General features: G+C 50.9%; 20 protein-coding genes. 7 read left to right on the top strand and 13 right to left on the bottom strand.

The features are described from left to right. Positions 1–115: 115 nt before the first annotated feature. Positions 116–1,837 carry an assimilatory sulfite reductase (NADPH) hemoprotein subunit gene (cysI, locus tag ABS784_RS15410; protein WP_352513098.1) on the bottom strand — a complete coding sequence of 574 codons (1,722 nt, stop codon included), beginning with the start codon at positions 1,835–1,837 and terminating at the stop codon, positions 116–118. A 26-nt stretch (positions 1,838–1,863) separates the two neighbouring features. Next, positions 1,864–3,693: an assimilatory sulfite reductase (NADPH) flavoprotein subunit gene (locus tag ABS784_RS15405; RefSeq protein ID WP_352513096.1), complete on the bottom strand. Its 1,830-nt coding sequence runs from the start codon at positions 3,691–3,693 to the stop codon at positions 1,864–1,866. A gap of 229 nt (positions 3,694–3,922) precedes the next feature. On the opposite strand from ABS784_RS15405, the gene ABS784_RS15400 reads away from it, so the two are divergent. Continuing rightward, complete coding sequence (locus ABS784_RS15400) at positions 3,923–4,819, top strand: LysR family transcriptional regulator (RefSeq protein WP_318538767.1); 897 nt, start codon at positions 3,923–3,925, stop codon at positions 4,817–4,819. A 30-nt stretch (positions 4,820–4,849) separates the two neighbouring features. On the opposite strand, the gene ABS784_RS15395 is transcribed toward ABS784_RS15400, so the two are convergent. From ABS784_RS15395 to ABS784_RS15380, 4 genes are all read right to left on the bottom strand, one after another. Further along, positions 4,850–5,773 carry a cation diffusion facilitator family transporter gene (locus ABS784_RS15395; protein ID WP_053413581.1) on the bottom strand — a complete coding sequence of 308 codons (924 nt, stop codon included), beginning with the start codon at positions 5,771–5,773 and terminating at the stop codon, positions 4,850–4,852. A gap of 17 nt (positions 5,774–5,790) precedes the next feature. Further along, entirely contained in the window at positions 5,791–6,099 is a 309-nt protein-coding gene (locus tag ABS784_RS15390) for an ArsR/SmtB family transcription factor (protein WP_011230902.1), read from the bottom strand. Between the two features lie 194 nt (positions 6,100–6,293). Continuing rightward, positions 6,294–6,611, bottom strand: a complete 318-nt coding sequence (locus tag ABS784_RS15385) for a YbjQ family protein (protein ID WP_033017392.1) — start codon at positions 6,609–6,611, stop codon at positions 6,294–6,296. Positions 6,612–6,666: 55 nt separating this feature from the next. After that, complete coding sequence (locus ABS784_RS15380) at positions 6,667–7,149, bottom strand: DUF2935 domain-containing protein (RefSeq protein WP_352513092.1); 483 nt, start codon at positions 7,147–7,149, stop codon at positions 6,667–6,669. Positions 7,150–7,406: 257 nt separating this feature from the next. On the opposite strand from ABS784_RS15380, the gene ABS784_RS15375 reads away from it, so the two are divergent. From ABS784_RS15375 to ABS784_RS15365, 3 genes are read left to right on the top strand one after another with little or no spacing between them, the layout of a single operon-like run. Further along, on the top strand, positions 7,407–7,928 hold the full coding sequence (locus ABS784_RS15375) for an RNA polymerase sigma factor (protein ID WP_014195581.1): 522 nt from the start codon (positions 7,407–7,409) through the stop codon (positions 7,926–7,928). Positions 7,929–7,943: 15 nt separating this feature from the next. Then, complete coding sequence (locus tag ABS784_RS15370) at positions 7,944–8,255, top strand: hypothetical protein (RefSeq protein ID WP_352513091.1); 312 nt, start codon at positions 7,944–7,946, stop codon at positions 8,253–8,255. Then, positions 8,185–9,606, top strand: a complete 1,422-nt coding sequence (locus ABS784_RS15365) for a LolA family protein (protein ID WP_352513089.1) — start codon at positions 8,185–8,187, stop codon at positions 9,604–9,606. Before ABS784_RS15370 ends, ABS784_RS15365 begins: the two co-directional genes overlap by 71 nt. A 230-nt stretch (positions 9,607–9,836) precedes the next feature. Here ABS784_RS15365 and ABS784_RS15360 read toward each other — a convergent pair whose 3' ends face one another. Continuing rightward, complete coding sequence (locus tag ABS784_RS15360) at positions 9,837–10,094, bottom strand: membrane protein (RefSeq protein ID WP_011230898.1); 258 nt, start codon at positions 10,092–10,094, stop codon at positions 9,837–9,839. A 369-nt stretch (positions 10,095–10,463) separates the two neighbouring features. On the opposite strand from ABS784_RS15360, the gene ABS784_RS15355 reads away from it, so the two are divergent. The 3 genes from ABS784_RS15355 to ABS784_RS15345 all read left to right on the top strand — a co-directional run bounded on the left by ABS784_RS15355 (position 10,464) and on the right by ABS784_RS15345 (position 13,462). Then, positions 10,464–11,303, top strand: a complete 840-nt coding sequence (locus ABS784_RS15355) for an MBL fold metallo-hydrolase (protein WP_352513087.1) — start codon at positions 10,464–10,466, stop codon at positions 11,301–11,303. Positions 11,304–11,439: 136 nt separating this feature from the next. Next, positions 11,440–12,234, top strand: a complete 795-nt coding sequence (gene speD / locus ABS784_RS15350; protein WP_044745791.1) for an adenosylmethionine decarboxylase — start codon at positions 11,440–11,442, stop codon at positions 12,232–12,234. A 106-nt stretch (positions 12,235–12,340) separates the two neighbouring features. Next, positions 12,341–13,462 (top strand): NAD(P)/FAD-dependent oxidoreductase, encoded by a 1,122-nt coding sequence (locus tag ABS784_RS15345; RefSeq protein WP_352513085.1) that lies wholly within the window; start codon positions 12,341–12,343, stop codon positions 13,460–13,462. A gap of 104 nt (positions 13,463–13,566) precedes the next feature. Here ABS784_RS15345 and ABS784_RS15340 read toward each other — a convergent pair whose 3' ends face one another. The 6 genes from ABS784_RS15340 to ABS784_RS17405 all read right to left on the bottom strand — a co-directional run bounded on the left by ABS784_RS15340 (position 13,567) and on the right by ABS784_RS17405 (position 18,517). After that, positions 13,567–14,121 carry a YpiB family protein gene (locus ABS784_RS15340; RefSeq protein WP_015374576.1) on the bottom strand — a complete coding sequence of 185 codons (555 nt, stop codon included), beginning with the start codon at positions 14,119–14,121 and terminating at the stop codon, positions 13,567–13,569. Positions 14,122–14,405: 284 nt separating this feature from the next. Next, positions 14,406–15,920, bottom strand: a complete 1,515-nt coding sequence (locus ABS784_RS15335; RefSeq protein ID WP_352513100.1) for a malate:quinone oxidoreductase — start codon at positions 15,918–15,920, stop codon at positions 14,406–14,408. Positions 15,921–16,312: 392 nt separating this feature from the next. Continuing rightward, positions 16,313–16,804 carry a hypothetical protein gene (locus ABS784_RS15330; RefSeq protein ID WP_011230891.1) on the bottom strand — a complete coding sequence of 164 codons (492 nt, stop codon included), beginning with the start codon at positions 16,802–16,804 and terminating at the stop codon, positions 16,313–16,315. Positions 16,805–17,331: 527 nt separating this feature from the next. Then, positions 17,332–17,490 (bottom strand): hypothetical protein, encoded by a 159-nt coding sequence (locus ABS784_RS15325; protein WP_199502757.1) that lies wholly within the window; start codon positions 17,488–17,490, stop codon positions 17,332–17,334. A gap of 321 nt (positions 17,491–17,811) precedes the next feature. Next, positions 17,812–18,192, bottom strand: a complete 381-nt coding sequence (locus ABS784_RS15320) for a hypothetical protein (protein WP_050488640.1) — start codon at positions 18,190–18,192, stop codon at positions 17,812–17,814. Next, on the bottom strand, positions 18,170–18,517 hold the full coding sequence (locus ABS784_RS17405) for a CDI toxin immunity protein (protein ID WP_020755101.1): 348 nt from the start codon (positions 18,515–18,517) through the stop codon (positions 18,170–18,172). Before ABS784_RS17405 ends, ABS784_RS15320 begins: the two co-directional genes overlap by 23 nt. Positions 18,518–18,633: the final 116 nt, after the last annotated feature.

Genomic DNA, 18,633 nt, shown 5'->3' with positions numbered 1-18,633 from the left:
CCTCATTCCACTATCCTAACAAGCAGCTGAAGAAGGTGGGTATTTTTCACACTGTCTACTTGACAGGGATATGTTCAAACAAGGAGAGGCTGGTTTCCATTTCACCCTGACCACCTTAATCATGGAAATTCGTCCCATCCGTCACTTCTTTGACGATGCCGGCGCGGATGACGAAGTCGCCGAAATGTTCACCGTCAAGACGCTCTTTCGCATAGCGGGATAGGAGGACGCGCAGTTCGCGCAAAATTTCTTCTTCGCCGATGTTTTCGCGGTACAGTTTGCCTAAGCGCGTGCCGTTGAACGCGGCTCCAAGGTACATGTTGTATTTGCCGACCGCTTTGCCGACGAAGGCGATTTCCGCGAGCACGTGGCGGGCGCAGCCGTTCGGACAGCCCGTCATGCGGATCGTGATTTCTTCGTCGCGCAAACCGTTTTCATCGATAATTTCCTCGATTTTATCGAGCAGTTTCGGCAAGTACCGCTCCGCTTCCGCCATCGCCAAACCGCACGTCGGCAAGGCGACACAGGCGAGCGCGTTGCGGCGCAAGGCGGTGTACCGGCGGCCGTCGGTCAAGCCGTATTTGGCGATGAGCGCCTCGATTTCCGGCTTTTTCTCGCTCGTGACATTGGCGATGATCAAGTTTTGGTTTGGCGTCAACCGGAAATCGCCGGTATGGACTTTCGCGATTTCGCGCAGGCCGGTCATCAGCTTGTAATCGTCGTAGTCTTTGACGCGGCCGCCTTCGACAAAGAGCGTGAAATGCCATGTCCCATTGACGCCTTCGACCCAGCCGTAGCGGTCGCCGCTATGCTCGAAATGGTACGGGCGCGCTTCGCCGAGCCTCCAGCCGAGGCGGCGCTCAATTTCTTCTTTCACCGCTTCCAGCCCAAGCCGATCGATCGTGTATTTGAAGCGGGCGTGTTTGCGCGATGAGCGGTTGCCGTAGTCGCGCTGAACGGTCATAATTTTCTCCGCCACTTCCACGACTTGATCCGGCTTGCAGAAGCCGATCACTTTCGCCAGTTGCGGATACGTCGTTTTGTCCCCATGGGTCATCCCCATGCCGCCGCCGATGGCGACATTAAACCCGGCGAGCTTGCCGTCCTCGACAATGGCGATGAACCCAATGTCTTGCGAGAACACATCCACGTCGTTGGACGGCGGAACGGCGATGCCGATTTTAAACTTCCGCGGCAAATACGTCGGACCGTAAATCGGTTCTTCTTCACCGTCGACCGGCGGCGTGCCGGCGACTTTTTCATCATCAAGCCAAATTTCGTAATACGCCCTCGTCCGCGGCAGCAAATGGTCGCTGATCAGCTTCGCCCATTCATACACTTCCGCATGCACTTCCGACTGGTACGGGTTCGGGTTGCACATGACGTTTCGGTTGACGTCGCCACAGGCGGCGAGTGTCGTCATCAAGGCGCCATTGATGGCTTGCATCGTTTTTTTCACGTTCCATTTCAAGACGCCGTGCAGTTGGAACGCCTGGCGCGTCGTTAATTTTAACGTGCCGTTCGCGTATTTGCGGGCAAGTTCATCCATGACAAGCCACTGTTCGGGCGTCGCCACCCCGCCCGGCGTGCGCACGCGGATCATAAATTGATAGGCCGGTTCAAGCTTTTGTTTTTGCCGTTCGGTGCGCACGTCGCGGTCGTCTTGCAAGTAGCTGCCGTGAAACTTCATCAGCCGGTTGTCATCATCTGGGATGCCCGCGCTGAGCGGGTCTTCCATCGTTTCGGCAAGCGTGCCGCGCAAGTAACGGCTTTCCTGTTTAATGCGCTCGACATCGCTTGGCGGTCCGTCCGGCGCTTTTAACACGACTTTCGCCATTTCCGATTCCACTCCTTCTTTAGAGATTAATAGACGTCGCGTTGGTACCGTTTTTGCTTTTGCATTTCCGTCAAATACGCTTCCGCCTGTTCGCGGCTCATGCCGCCCTCTTTTTCGATAATCTCGATCAACGTCTGATGAACGTCGCGCGCCATGTGTTGCTTGTCGCCGCAAACGTAGACGACAGCACCTTCCTCAAGCCAACCGAACAGCTCTTTGCTTCGTTCAAGCATCCGGTGCTGCACATACACTTTCTTCTCCGTATCGCGAGAGAAGGCGACATCCATTTTGGTCAGCACACCGCTTTTCAACCATGCGAGCCATTCGGTTTGATACAGGAAGTCGGTCATAAAGTGTTGGTCCCCGAAAAAGAGCCACGATTTTCCTTTCGCCCCGATGGCCTCGCGCTCTTGCATAAAGGCGCGGAACGGCGCCACTCCGGTGCCTGGACCGATCATAATGATCGGCGTGTCGGGATCCTTCGGCAACTTAAAGTTCGGGTTCGGCTGCACAAAGACCGGCAACGTATCGCCGATTTGGACGCGTTCGGCGCAGAACGTCGAGCACACCCCTTTGCGCAGGCGGCCGTGCGACTCATAACGGACCGCACCGATCGTCAAGTGCACTTCATCTGGATAGGCCGCTAAGCTGCTCGCGATCGAGTACAGGCGCGGCGGCATTTTCCGCAAGATGGAGATGAGTTGCTGCAAAGTGGCGTCCCATGGGCCGAAATCGCGGAGCGCATCCAACAAATCACGGCCTTTGGCGTATTCTTTCAATTTGGCTTCATTGCCGGGCGCCACAAGCGCTTGGAGCTCACTGTTTTTTGACAGCGTCGCCAGCTTTTGCAACAGCGCTTTCGTCAGCACCGTAATTTCAAAATGTGAGGTGAGCGCTTCACGCAGCGACCGCACTTCCCCATCTTTGTCGATCGTCACCGTTTCTTCCGGATTCCATTTCATTTCTTGAATGATCCGCTCAACCAGCTCGGGATCATTTTTCGGGAAAATGCCAAGCGCATCGCCCGGTTCGTACTTCAACCCCGATCCCTCGAGCGACAATTCCAAATGGCGCGTTTCCTTGTTCGATCCGCGGCCGTTTAAGTTGATGTTTTCAAGCACCTCGGCCGGGAACGGGTTTTTCCGCGAATAGACGACAGCTGGTTCCATTTTTGGCGCCGCGGCCGCAACGGACAAAAGCGGCGTGGCCCCAACATGGGCATTCGCTTCTTTGCTTAACTCGCCAAGCACGCCATCAAGCCATTTCGCCGCCGCTTCTTCATAGTCGACATCGCAATCGAAGCGCGGATAAAACCGTGTTCCGCCCAGCTCCTCAAGACGTTTGTCGAAATCTTTCCCCGTCTGGCAAAAATGCTCGTACGACGTATCGCCGAGCGCGAGGACGGAGAAACGGAGATGATCCAGTTTTGGCGCCCGTTTGCTGTGGAGAAATTCGTAAAACGACACCGCGTTGTCCGGCGGATCGCCTTCCCCATGCGTGCTCACGACAATGAGCAGCGTCTCCACTTTCTTTAATTCGTTCGGCTTAAAATCAAGCATGGACAACACTTTCGCTTCAAAACCACGCTCTTTGAGCGCCTTGCCGGCTTTTTCAGCCAACTTTTGCGCATTGCCGGTTTGCGAGCCGTACAATACCGTCACTTCTTTCGAAACCGGTTTGCTGCTTCCAGCAAACAGCGCCGGCGCTTCGGCATCCAAAACGGCGACCGCCGCCTCGGCAGCAGCCAAATACCCGCTCAGCCAAAGCTTTTGCGACGGCGTCAACGTCGGCAACAAACGATTCAAAAGCTCAATCTGCTCCTGGGTAAACGGACTGTTGGTTACTTGCAGCTGCAACGGTGTCCACCTCACAATATAAAATAAAATGGAACGATTGGCGCCGTTTCGGTCTCAACGACAGGACGAACGCCAAATTCCATTATTCCTATAAGCCAAGTATACTTTAATGAGGGTATCATATTTACACTTTACCGCAAAACAAAACATTAGTAAAATAAATATAAATTATTAAAACTATTAGTATTTCTAATAGTACGGTCATCATGGGGACGGAGGAGAGGCGGACATGTACTATGAAGAGTTAAAAACGTTCATCACCTTAGCTGAAGTAAAAAACTTCACCAAAACTGCGGAAATTCTCCATTTGTCGCAGCCAAGCGTCAGCTTGCACATCAAAAATTTAGAAAAAGAGTTTCAAACGAAACTGTTCATCCGCTCCCCGAAGCGGCTGCGCATGACGCCGACCGGCGAGCTCCTATACGACCGCGCCAAACAAATGGTGGCGCTTTATGAACAAACGAAACAAGACATTTTGGAACACCATCATTCCGTCAAAGGAAAATTGAAAATCGGGGCGAGCTTTACAATTGGAGAGTATATTTTGCCGCCGCTTTTGCCCGATTTCCAAAAACGTTACCCAGAGTTGGAGCTTGAGGTCATGATCGGCAACACAAAAGAAATTGTCGAACTCGTCAAATCATATCAAGTCGACATCGGCTTGATCGAAGGGCAAACGAACGAAAAAGAACTGTCCGTTCATCCGTTCATGCAGGACGAGCTTGTCATCGTCGCCTCCAACCGCCACGAACTGGCGCAAAAAGAGGAGGTCACGATCGCCGAGCTGCAAAACGAAGCATGGGTGGCGCGCGAAGTCGGGTCGGGAACAAGGGAATATTTCAACCATTTCATCCGCTCGAACGGGCTGAAAGTCAAATCGCTCATGATCATCAGCAGCAACCAAGGCATTAAAGAAACGTTGATCAACGGCAACGCCCTGTCCTTGCTGTCGCGCAGCGTCGTCGCCCGCGACATCGAGCACGGCCACCTGTCCATCGTTCACCTGAACCATCCGCCGTTTTACCGAATGTTTTCCTACATCTATGCACCGATTATGGAAAACAAACAAAACGTGCGCATTTTCCTTGAAGCCTTGCAAACCAATTGGACTGGCGTCAGCCAATAACAGAAGGGCGTGGTCATGGATGACCCGCCCTCACACTTCCATCTCCCCATGGCGGATGTGCGGCATTTCAATTTGAATCGTCGCATGGCGAATGTGAAAGCGCGTTTCGACCAAATCAATCGCCCGCTGCAAAACCGCCTGTCCATCGCATCCTTCCTCAATGAGCAAATGGCAGCTTAACGAATCAAGCCCCGAGGTGATCGTCCAAATATGCAAATCGTGGACATCGATCACCCCATCAATGCCCGAGAGCGCCGCCTTCACTTCCGCATGGTCAATCGCCGCCGGCGTTCCTTCCATTAAAATATGCACTGTCTGCTTGACTACGGCAAATGCTCCTTTTAGAATCAAAACCGCCACCGCGATGGAAATGAGCGGATCGGCCGCGTACCAATCGAACAGCCAGATGACAAGCCCTGCCGCCATCGCCCCGACCGAGCCTAACGCATCGCCGAGCACGTGCAAATACGCACTGCGGACATTGACGTTCTCTTTGACATCCCCTTTGCGCATTAACACCCAAGCGCTCACGAGATTTGCCAACAACCCGACGGCGGCCACCGCCATCATCGGCCCGCTCGCGACAGCAGGTGGATTCACAAACCTCCCGACCGCTTCCCAAATAATCCAAGCGGCAATCACCACCAACGTGACCCCGTTTACTAGCGCCGCTAAAATCTCGAACCGGTAAAATCCATACGTTCTCTTCGGCGACGCGGGCTTCGCCGCCAGCCAAACCGCCGCCAGGCTTAACAGAAGCGAAATGGCATCACTCAGCATATGCCCCGAATCCGAAAGAAGAGCAAGGCTGTTCGTCACAAGCCCGCCGACAAACTCGAGCACCATGATCCCGATCGTTACACCGAGGGCAATCGCCAGCCCTTTTTGATTTCCTTCTCTGCCGTGATGATGCCCGTGATGGTGATCACAATGGCCGTGCGCGTGATGATGCATCCATCTTCTCTCCTTATTTATTGGTGTTGTGCGTGATCAATCGCCTGCTTTAGCAACGATATGACATGTTCGTCATCACATGAGTAAACCAACATCTTCCCCTCACGGCGATATTTCACAAGCCGCAACGTCCGAAGCAGCGCCAACTGATGGGAAACCGCCGATTGCGACATGCCGAGCACTTCCGCAATATGGCCTACATGGCATTCTTCCTGCGACAACAAATACAACATCTTCATCCGAGTCGGATCCGCTAGGGCTTTAAAGATCCGTGACACTTCCTCAATCACACTTTCATCTAAAAACGAATGATCCTCTGCGTTCATGGCTGTTCCCTCACATTTTAATATATGAGCATTTGTTCATATATGCGAATCATAAACCGCTTTTTTTTTCTTCTGTCAATCCTATTTCAAGCTGCAAAACCCCATCAGCATCAACAGCCGATGCACTGACACCCCCACAACGGCAGCCGACAAAGCAAAAAAAAGCAGGGGCCGATAGACCCGCTGCTTTCCCATTACGATCTCACACGCACCGCCGTCCCTGTCGCAATGCACATCATCATGCCGTCGCGCAGTGTTTCAAAATCAAGATCCACCCCGATGACGGCGTTGGCGCCAAGGCTTCTCGCCTTATTGACCATCTCCTTGATCGCCATTTCCCGCCCTTCAGCCAGCTTGCTTTCATACGTTCCGCTCCGCCCGCCGATAATGTCGGTGATGCTGGCGAGAAAATCGCGGACGACATTGGCGCCCAAAATGACCTCTCCCGCTACGATGCCCAAATACTCCTCAATTTCTTTTCCCTCAATCGTATTCGTGGTCGTGACAATCATAGCGATGCCCCCTTACGGCTTATCATAATTGGGTAAACCACCCCATTTCATTATACTACTTTTCATCGTATAACGGCGCGGATAAATCCGTTCGCGGTGCAGCCGATGTGGAATAAGTCCCATACAGCAACAACTGTGCGATGCCGACAAAATACTCCGATTCGCGAATGATGTGATCGAGCACCACCTTGGCGGTCGGGTTTTCGCTGACGGCCTTGCTGCGGGTTTTGATTTGCCGGCATAATTCGATGAACTGAAGGCTCTGCTCTAGGCAGTACGACACAAAATGGAGCACTTGTTGATGCAGTTGTTCAGGAACATAATGGCCGGCCCGAACGACCGATTCGATATAACGGACCGCGTGCTGATGCGCAGCCGAAAGCGCCTCCTCCCATTTTTTCAACGCTTCTACATATGGCGCTTCCAATCCAGACACAAGCTCGCGAATGACGACCGTATGTTCTTCCTCTTGGTGCTTCCAGAATTCAATCTCATCCAAAACGCGCAGCGGCATGTGTGGGCCGTAGTAAAATTGCACGCTCTTCCCTCCCTGTTTCTCCTCTTCTTTCAGTGTATGGGCAAAACAACGCGGATATGCACCATGATCGAAATGATCACAGCCTTCGTCCTTGTTTCACCTTGAAGATCGGCATAGCGACATGCATAGAAAACCGTTATCCAACCGATGGACACAGCCTCATCGATCAAAAAAACTTCCATGGCCGTAACGTTTTAAGCAGCTTCATCGTTTTTATTAGCGTAAATGACCCGATCGGGAAAAAGGAGTTACGATGTATGGTTCATGCGAATGAAGACAGCCGCGTCAACTGGATCGAACATTTATGCCTTTCCACTTGGGAGCCGGTCTACCGATTGATCTATTTTAAGGTCCAAAACCGTGAAGAAGCGGAAGACATCACACAAGAAACGTATGTAAGGGCCATCCCCTATTTGCAAAAAAACCACGTCCCCCCTGATAAACAGATGGCCTTTCTAAAAACAGTGGCCTTGAATATCATCCGGGATCGCTGGCGGCAGCACCAACGCCGAGGAACGACAGCCGATTTGGAAGCCATTGCCCCCAAAGAGGCTGCCTTTGAGGATCCTGCGGAATGGAGTGTACAGCGCATGACGATCGAAAAAGCGTTAAATGAACTCAATGAAGAGCAACGCACGGTGATCGAACTAAGAATTATAAAAGGGTATTCCGTCGCTGAAACCGCCCAAATCATGAACAAAAAAGAAACAACCATTCGCGTAATGCAGCATCGGGCATTGCAGTCTCTTACCCGCATTTTACATGACGGGATGAAATGAAGGAGGAGTCCATCGATGCATGACAACGAACGCCGATTATCCGATTATATCGATCAATTGAACGCCGAGAAAAAACCAAAAGACCATGAACATTTAGGGGCAGATCCCGAATTGCAAAAGCTGTTTCATACAGTCAGGCTCGTCCGCAGCCTCAGGGAGCCTGCCATGCCGGAGCGGGATTTTCCAGCCAAACTGGTCCGTGTGGTCACCGGATCAACTAGTGCAAACAAAACAGAAAAAGAAAAAACGGGCCTGGATGGCCAGCATCGCCGGCATCGCGGCTATGTTGACCCTATCGCTGCTGATCCATTTCGCTTCACTCTTTGACCATCCCAACATTGTCAAGGCGATGGAAAAAGCCTTTCAAGACGTCAACGCCTACCATGGATTTTTGGAAATTGTCGAAACGAATGCCCAAGGCAAGACGACCACACAAGCCAAATTGGAAATTTGGGCCGACAAACACGGACGCTATTATATACAAGAACTGGAAGGTTCAAACAAAGGGCTGATTACCGTCAATAACGGGCAAACGAAATGGCAGATCCGGCCTTCCGAAAAACAAGTTCATCGATTTCCTGCCTTCCCTGATCCGTATCGTTTTGCCTTTGAACTCGGAAACGAAATCAAAGGGATCAAACAGGCCATATCAACGAACATCATCGGGGAAGAGAAGGCAGCCAACCGTCCATCTTGGATTGTCGAAGTCACCCCACAAGGAGGGGAGCCTTATCGGATATGGATTGATAAGGAAACCCGTCTTCCGTTGCAAAAACAATATGCAATGCAGCATGGGATCCAATACAAAATGACGTACACGAAAATCGAATGGAACCACGCTATCCCTGAAAAACTGCTGACCTACCATGTGCCAAAAGGGTTTCAAGAAGTCAACCAAAACCCGGAACAAATCGTCACCAACATCGATGAAGCAAAGGAGGCTGTCGGATTTCTGCCTGATACGGTCAGCCAAATCCCGTCTGGATATGTCCAAGACCGCATCGCGATCATACCGGACAAAAAACTGGTCAAACTCTATTACCGGGCACTGGACAAAGAGATTGTCATCATCCAAGGAAAAGCCATCGGCGAATGGAAACTTGCCCCAACCGCGATGGTCGGGAAAATTCATCACCAAACTGCTGAAATTCAGTCGCCGGTTGTAGAAGAATCAGGCGTGATCGGAGCAGGAGGACCATATGCCGGCCTGACGGACCTCCATTCGATTCGCTGGCGGCAAAACGGGTTTGAATACGCCGTTATCGGCCATGCCTCTTTGGGGGACTTGATCGCATTCACCAAAGAGCTGACAAACGGAGCCTTTGAAATGCCGACACATAAAGATCCATTCCCATTCAAGCCGAAGGTGGAAGTTCCTGTTGACTTGGAACGGGAGAAAAATGATCAAAAAAACGTCGATGCTGGAAGTTCGCCTTGGAAATTGGATCCTTTGTTTGTGGCTCAAGTATTTGTCAGCCTGCAAATGTCCCCTGGAGGCATTACTGGAGATTACCCGATTCACTATGAAGACTTGCGCATTATCCAAAACAACGGGAAGGAGGCCATCGTAGAAGTGGACGCCCACAACACTCCAATCAAGCGAGTATATTTGAAACGGCTGATCCGGCAAGACGCGACGGGAATATGGACGGTGGTGGGATATGATCCTGCTCCATAATGTTCACAGAGATGAATACTGATCTCCACTATCTGCGTCATGAAAAAGGAGAACGGCCATCCCCTTGTTCTCCTTTTTCTTCGTTATTCCCATAGAGTAGTGAAATCCTCGTCAATGGCACGGTCATTGTAGCTGATGCCGGATGGACGGCTATTAACGTCTAAAATCGGAAAAGCCGCCCCAACAGGCTTCGTTCCCCTTCGGGACCGGCTTTTTCCTTTTCCTTTTTGTTAGCCGCGAACCATTTGGTACACATGCATCACCAAGGCGCTGACCGCCGCCACTCCTACAAACGAAACCAAATACACCATCGGCGACCCCGTTTGGCCAAACACAACCTCATTTTGCAGCATGGCCGCTTTCTCCCAAGCATTCCCCACATCAGGCTTATAAAGCTTCGTTTTCCAATACCCTATGCCGATTGTTGATGCCAAATACACCACATGAACGATGATCGAAATGGCGAAAGCATGAATAACGGTTTTCATGAACATTCCCCTTCCACACTTGTTAGGAATACGTCAGGCGCTTCATGGAATGCACGTCCGCAAAAGTCCATCCATTGTGTTTGGCCCACATTGTAGTATGATCCCTATCATTTTACCATATTGAACAAGCTGCGCGAAATTGCCCCCCTTCATATTTCCGAATCGTTCCTTTTGATCAAACGTTCAATCCCTCCAAAAGAGGGGATATTCACAGACACTGGATTGAAGTAAGCTTAACGATAGCATCGTTTTTCTCCATCCCATCAAGCACATGATGTGTGTGAAACGCCAATAAAAATGAATGATCATTCATTTTGTTATGGTATAATGGTAACAACATCCTCACACCAATAAGGAGGCCCGTTCGCCATGCTGCTCGATAAAGTGATCAAAAAGCGGTTTGAAACGGAGACCGTGCAAAACGTGCGCATCGCCAAAGGAACGGCGATGTTTCAAGGCGTCCGTCTTACCGTCCGCTGCTTTGTCATCGATGGGGTGCTGATTGACACCGGCGCAAAATCGATGGAAAACGAATTTACTTCGTTTTTCCAACAACAAGACATCGACCAAGTCGTCATCACCCATTATCACGAAGACCATACCGGCTGCGCAGCGTTTTTGCAGCGGAAGATGGGCCTGCCCATCTATATGAACGAACTGATGATCCATTATTGCCAGCAAAAGGCGGACTATCCGCTCTATCGAAAAGTGTTTTGGGGCAAGCGCGATCCATTCACCGCCAAGCCCATCGGCGCGACGTTTTCCTCCCGAAATGCAACGTGGGACGTCATTCCCACGCCGGGTCACTCGATCGACCATGTGGCGTTTTTGAACCGCAAAACCGGCCAGCTGTTCAGCGGCGACTTGTACTGCCAAGAGAAAACGAAAGTCATCTTGCGCGAAGAAAACATCCCGGCGATCATCACTTCCTTGCAACACGTGTTGACGTACAATTTCGGCGACGTCTTCTGCGCCCATGCCGGCTATCTCCCAAACGGGCGCGAGGCCTTGCAGCGAAAACTCGATTACTTGCTTGAACTTCAAGGCACCATCATCGATTTATATGAAAAAGGCATGTCACCGAAACAAATTCAAGAAACGCTTTTCCCGAAAAAATATCCGATCGTCTTTTTTTCGGCGAAGGAGTGGGACTCCCTTCACATTGTCCGGTCGGTCATTCAAGAATATCAAGCGAAACGGGCAAGCTGAAGCGGACGCTTCCCGGAAATGGCCATAGACCATTAGGGCAAGCCCATATTCCGTTTTCTTCCATTTCAAATGAAAAATTACTATCTTCGCCAGCAACGGGACAAATTAAGAAAAAACGAAAGGATGGGTCCCGTCGATGAACGAAACACCGCGCGTCAAGCTGCACGGGTTCAACAACTTGACGAAATCGCTCAGCTTCAATATGTACGATATTTGCTATACGAAAACGGCGAAGGAGCGGGAGGCGTATATCGAATACATTGACGACGTGTACAATGCCGAACGGCTGACGAATATTTTAAAACGTGTCGCCGACATGATCGGCGCCCATGTGTTAAACATCGCCAAACAAGATTACGTTCCGCAGGGCGCGAGCGTGACGATGCTCGTTTCCGAGGGGCCGGTCGTCGAAGTGCCCGAAGATGACGGCCCTTTGCCGGAGGCGGTGGTGCTTTCCCTTGACAAAAGCCATATCACCGTCCATACATACCCAGAATACCACCCGAATGACGGAATCAGCACGTTCCGCGCCGATATTGATGTCGTCACATGCGGGGAAATTTCGCCGCTCAAAGCGCTCGACTATTTGATTCATTCATTTGACGCCGACATTATGATCATCGACTACCGCGTGCGCGGATTTACGCGCGACATTCACGGATACAAGCTGTTTATCGACCATGACATTACGTCGATTCAAGATTATATCCCGGAGCACATTCGCGAAAAGTACGATATGATCGACGTAAACATTTACCAAGAGAATATTTTTCACACAAAATGCAAGTTGAAACAGTTTGACTTGGACAACTACTTGTTTGGCTATGCAAAAGAGGATTTGAGCGAACAAGAAGCGAATGAAACAACCGCCAAGCTGAGAAGGGAAATGGATGAGATCTTTTACGGAAAAAATATGCCGAACACCGTTTGACGCGGGCGCCTTTTTGACGCCTGCCGGCTTTCGGGCCGGCCCACACCGGTTCCCGATTGGCGCCGTCTATGGTATGCTAGTAGAAAAAAGGAAAAGGTGTTCATGAATGAAGTACATCATCGTCGGAGCCGGCATTTTAGGGGCCTCGACCGCTTACCATTTGGCCAAGGAAGGCGCAAACGTGATCATCATCGACCGCGGCGACAAAGGGCAGGCGACCGGTGCGGCGGCGGGGATTGTCTGCCCTTGGCTGTCGCAGCGCCGCAACCAAAAATGGTACCGATTGGCCAAAAACGGAGCGAAGTTTTACCCCTCCCTCATCGAAGAACTGCAAGCGCTCGGGGAAACGGACACCGGTTATGCGCGCGTCGGGGCGCTTTGCCTGCATACAGACGAACAGAAACTGGAACAAATGGAGGAGCGCGCTCGCAAACGGCGCGAAGACGCGCCGGAAATGGGAGAGATCGTGCGGCTTCATCCCCATGAGGCGAAGGAGCTGTTTCCGCCGCTTGGCGGTGAGCATCATGCCCTATATGTGAGCGGCGCCGCCCGAGTGAACGGCCGGGCGGTGCGGGACGCCCTCACAAACGCGGCCCAAACGCTTGGCGCCGCCTACATCCGCGGAAACGCCCAGATCCTGTTTGAAGGCTCCCGCGTCATCGGCGTGGAAGTCAATGGAGCGAAATACACGGCCGAAGCGGTCATCGTCACAGCCGGCGCATGGGCTGGCGAACTGCTTGAGCCGCTGGGCGTTCGGTTTGCCGTCACTCCACAAAAAGGACAAATCGTTCATCTCGAATGGTTGGCAGGCGAGACTGGCCGATGGCCGGTCGTCATGCCGCCGAACAATCAGTATATGCTCGCCTTCCCTAGAGGGCGAATCATCATCGGAACGACCCATGAAGATGAAGCGGGGATGGATGTCCGCGCCACCGCCGGCGGCATCCACGAAATACTGGACAAAGCGCTCGCCGTCGCGCCAGGGCTGTCGGCGTGCACCTACGTGGAAACACGGGTCGGGTTTCGCCCGCGCACGCCTGGATTTCTCCCTGTCTTCGGGTCGCTTCCCGGTTTTACCGGACTTTACGCAGCCAACGGCCTTGGCTCTTCCGGGCTCACCGTCGGGCCATATTTAGGCGCAGAGCTTGCCAAGCTTGTGCTCGGCCGCCCGACCGAACTTGATTCGTTCGACTACAACGTCGCCGAGGCCATCATCCCGCTTTCCTGACGCTGCCGCACGGTGCAACACTAGCACTCCCACCCGATGCCCAACTGCCGCGTTCAGCGGCCAGCGCCGGCTGCGGGCTTGCCCCATGCAGGCCCGCAGCCCGTTTAGCTGTTTTGTCCTTCGTATTTTTTCAACTGTTCCGTCAGCTGTTGAAACAACGCCATATCTTTTCGGTCAAGCGCCTGGTCAATTTGCATTTTCAACACCGACAGTTCATGACGTTTCAGCGCCTCATCCAACACTTGCTCGGCCGCCTTCGCCATTTTCTCATGCCGCTCGTGCCGCCTGACATTTTCAAACGCTTGGTGATCAATAAGCCGAAGGTACGAAAAATTCCTTGCCTTTCCTGGAAAATGGAGCGTCAAATAGAGCGTCTCGTTCGGATGCAGCGCCAAATCGCCCATAATCGAGGCAAGGCTCGTGCTTTTTTGACCGCGCCGATAAAAGACGAGCCCTTCCTCTTCCGCCATCGCAGTCGAAATGATCAGCCACCGCGCCTGCTTTTGCTCGGTTTCCGTAAAATGGACGTTCTCAAGCAAATGGGGGTGTTGAAGCAAGTATTGCAGCACAAATCGGGCATCGGGATGCTTCAAACGATGCTGCTGCAAAAACGTTGTTAAGAACTGCCGCTTTTCTGAATAGGACACCCATCTCGTCATAGCCTCACCCCCTTCAACTGCTTCTCCATGGAAGATAACAGCGGCCGCAGCGCAAGATCGTCTCAACAAGCCTCGATGATCCATTGCTATTCCATTCACGTCTTTGTTTTCCAGTATACTTGATTGCGCCCCGCCGTGCATCTGAAAACCACAGGGCAAGGCCCCTTTCATTCCGACACCAAGCGGCAAACGAAATAGAAAAACAGCCGCCCTTCATTTCCAGGCGGCTGCTCCTTCTAAGCAACGGGCTCTCGGCTTTCCTTTCCATTGCTAAGACCTATGGCCTACGCCAACTGCATCGCAAAGTGGCCGTTCAATCCGAGCGCTTCGGCTGTGGATGCTTGCACTTGCCGCAACAGCGCTTCGTTTTTCATCAACGACTCGCCGTAAGACGGAATCATCTCTTTCACTTTCGCCCGCCATTCGTTCATCCGTTCTGGGAAGCACTTCTCCATCACTTCAAGCATGACATGAACCGCCGTCGATGCCCCTGGCGACGCGCCGAGCAACGCCGCGATCGAACCATCAGCCGCATGGACGACTTCCGTGCCAAACTGCAGCGTTCCTTTGCCGCCAGCTTCCGTGTCTTTGATCACTTGCACGCGCTGACCCGCCACGACGATGTCCCACTCGTCGCTTTTTGCCGTCGGGACGAATTCCCGCAGCTCTTGCATGCGCTGTTCTTTCGACAACAGCACTTGCTGGATTAAATAGTTGGTCAAGGACATATTTTTCACGCCCGCCGCCAAGATCGTCAAGACGTTATGCGGCTTGATCGAGGTGAACAAGTCGAGCATCGAGCCGTTTTTCAAAAACTTCGGCGAAAACCCGGCAAATGGCCCAAACAGCAGCATCTTTTGATTGTCGATAAACCGCGTGTCCAAATGCGGCACCGACATCGGCGGCGCGCCGACTTTCGCTTTGCCGTACACTTTCGCATGGTGCTGCTCGACGACCTCGGGATTGTTGCACACCATAAACAGCCCGCTCACCGGGAAGCCGCCGATTCCCTTCCCTTCCGGAATGCCGGACTTTTGCAACAGATGGAGGCTGCCTCCCCCGGCCCCGATGAAGACGAACTTGGCCGCATGAAGTTCCACCGTGCCTGTGTCCAAATTCCGCACTTTCAGCTCCCATAAACCGTCGCTTGTCCGTTTGATATCCTCGACATGATGGCGGTAGCGGATCTCCACGTTCTTCCGTTTCAAATGTTCAAACAGTTGGCGCGTCAACGCCCCGAAGTTCACGTCCGTCCCCGATTCGATGCGGGTCGCCGCGATCGGCTCGTCCACCACCCGCCCTTCCATCATGAGCGGCACCCATTCGGCCAACTTTTTCGGGTCATCTGTGAACTCCATCCCTTTAAACAGCGGATTGGCCACCATCGTTTCGTGGCGCTTCTTCAAAAACGCCACATTGTCTTCCCCTTGCACAAAGCTCATATGCGGCAGCGGACGGACGAAATCTTTCGGGTCACGAAGAATACCGCTGTTGACTAAATAAGCCCAAAACTGCAAAGAGACGTAAAACTGCTCATTGATTTTAATCGCTTTGCCGATGTCAATCGACCCATCGGCCTTCTCAACCGTATAGTTCAACTCACACAGCGCCGCATGCCCCGTCCCGGCGTTGTTCCACTCGTTGGAGCTTTCCGCTCCCGCTTCCTCCAGCCGCTCAAACACGGCAATGTCCCACTCGGGCGCCAATTCCTTCAAGAGCGTCCCCAGCGTCGCGCTCATAATGCCCGCGCCGATTAAGATGACATCCGTTTTTCCTTGTTTGTTGCCCATGTTTACCATCCCTATCCATGAATAGTTGTAAAAGACCATCGAGCGAGCGCTCGAAATGATTCCACCGATACCCCTTTTATTTTTGAGGGCGATTTCAACATTTATTATAACACAATTGATTAATAGTATGTCACTATTATCAATTTGAACAAAATATATTACTATAATTCAATGCAACATCGTATATTCATAACATCAACACAGCCATCCCAACATCGCCCTTCATAATAATTTTACAAAATCGTTGAATATTTCGCCACCATCTCGAGAAAAAACGCAGAGATTTTTCAAGAAGGCTGATGAAAAACACATTTTATAGCAGCAAAAAAGACGGCTCCATGCCGCCAAAGCGTCATATAAGCCATCTACACCCGAAACATTCCAAGGTGACATCCATCGTATTAGGCAATCGTTTTTTCAATTTCTCTAACAAATGGCTCGTGCGAAGTATTCTCTAAAAAATCTTCGAATATTTCATCAAGTTGCAAGTTGAGATCTTCATTGACCTCATTCCCGTCCTCGTCATAAATCTCAAAGTGGCTGTACTTCCATTGATCAAATGTTTCCCTAAGCAAGTCACAGTATGTCACCCAACGCTTTCCATAGTTAGACATATACGTCGGCACCCATTGATCAATGTAAACGTTGTTTAACAACTCATCTAACGGGGAACAATAAAATCGCGAGCCCTTACTTCTCCCCAGCGACCGGACAAGCTCGGCGAACTCTTCCTTCTTCATTTTCCTCACTTCACCGGAATAGTCATAGCTGATCTTGCCGTTGTATGGATTGATGAATGGTTCAGCGGTGTATATCCATTGGTGCGGTATATGCGTTTGAATCACTTCCATGAGCATTCGGGCAATGAGTTGCGGGATATCACGGAAATCCAATTTCCTCTCCCTCCCTCTAGAAATGTTGATCTATCAAGACTTTTCGGCCCCTCAGGGGTGTCCAAAAAATATTTTCCGACAAAATCCCTTACATCATTTTTCAGTTTTGTTGATATCTTACAGACCCAAGGTGCGCTCCTTTCTAGCTAAGATACTTCGATGAGCACTCTCGTTTCCCATTGTTCAATCACTTTTTCTCGGCTCGGCTGATGTTTCCAAACTGCTTTTTCGGTCAAGTCAAACATATGGGGATGCAAATCGTTCACTTCCAGTATACTCCATTCAGCAACCGGATTGTCATACTGAATGTCATTCCGTTAGTGTTGCTTGCACAGCTCCACAGGGAAAAGCGAAACTGCAACACTTCGCCAAAGGGAAACACCATTGAAAACACGGAAAGTTCATTGCTGAGGGCCTCACAGCTGAAGAGAGAAATTGGTGCAATGTTGCGGTGGCATTTCTCAAACAGGCGGCTGAAATCGAAAAAAAGCGCCCTTAGGAAATAACAATTGTAAACAATCGCCTTCTCATTCCCGTCGAATGCTGTGGAGAAATTCCGCATCGATTACTTTCCTGTCATCGACAAGATCTAACAGTTCATCGTGCGGGCGAATCTCATCATTGCCGTCGGAATAATAAAGGGTGATATGCACTCCTTCTGATTGGGCGATTTGTAACGCGGGCAAAAAATCACTGTCCCCCGAATAAGGCAATTCGCGAATACAAAGCATTCCCTCCCGTCCATGGCAATGAATACAAAAGGAGCGGCGATGCCGCCCCTCTCTTGACCTGCCATCCATCCGAACGGCAACGGTTATTCTAAATATCATTATAATTGGAAAAACGATGCATGTAAATCCCTCAGTTGAGATGAACAGGCCATTCGCATCGAGCCAGTTGGCCCCGAGAAGCTTATGTCCCGTGCGTCAATCCATGCAAAAAGGCGGAGCGATCCGCCTTTTCTTTACCCAAAATAAAGCGATCATTCCCCCCCTGACAACAATGACCTACACTTCTTCCAGCTGAACCTGCTTGCAAATAATTTGCAACAGCGGCTCTGTATAATCAAAGGTATAGATACGAAAATGCTGAAATCCGCTTGAATCTGCTGCTGCATGTTCGAAGCGAATCATGGTAAACAAGCTGTCAAAATGGAGATCCTCCCTTGACATTCCTATGACTTCCTTCCTCATTGTGTACTCTACAGCCAAGCAATCCGTAAAATGCAACACGAATGTTCTATTTTCCTCTCTATTCTCCTGTACATCCCAATAATAGTCGATTGTGATAGACAAATCTAACGGATTGTTCCACTTGATATCCGTTATAATGCTATCTGTGAAGTCAAAATGGTCTTTGATTTCTTTATAGTTGTTGGCAATGATCATTTGACTCCCCCTCCTCTCCAGCATGAAAATGCCTCTTCTTTTCAGGAACACCGATCGTCACAACACCATCATGAAAACATTCGATTGCATACTCTCCATGTTGGCAAAGAATAAAAGTGTCTGACCCCACTGCCACCACATCATCAATAGCATGCAGAACTCTCTCTAATGTCGTCTGGATGCCAGGGTTATCAGAATAATTCCATAGCACAATCACATCGTAATGATCAATTCCCCTTTGCCGCAGCCAATCAACTACTTCCGATGCATGCTTTATGTGTTTCTTTTCCGATACCTTTTCCCAATCGATTCTCCCCCAAGGCAAGATCGGGAATCATGTGCACAAATAATCAAAATATGTTTCGGTTTCCCCGCTCGTTAACATCCTCAAGTTCTCATGGCCTATTGCATAAACACACTCTTCAAATAATGTCATGTTTG

It is taken from the genome of Geobacillus sp. G4 (assembly GCF_040327975.1).
GTDB lineage: Bacteria > Bacillota > Bacilli > Bacillales > Anoxybacillaceae > Geobacillus > Geobacillus thermoleovorans.
Note: the sequence above shows the minus strand (reverse complement) of the source record. Positions and strands in the feature narration are given on the sequence as shown.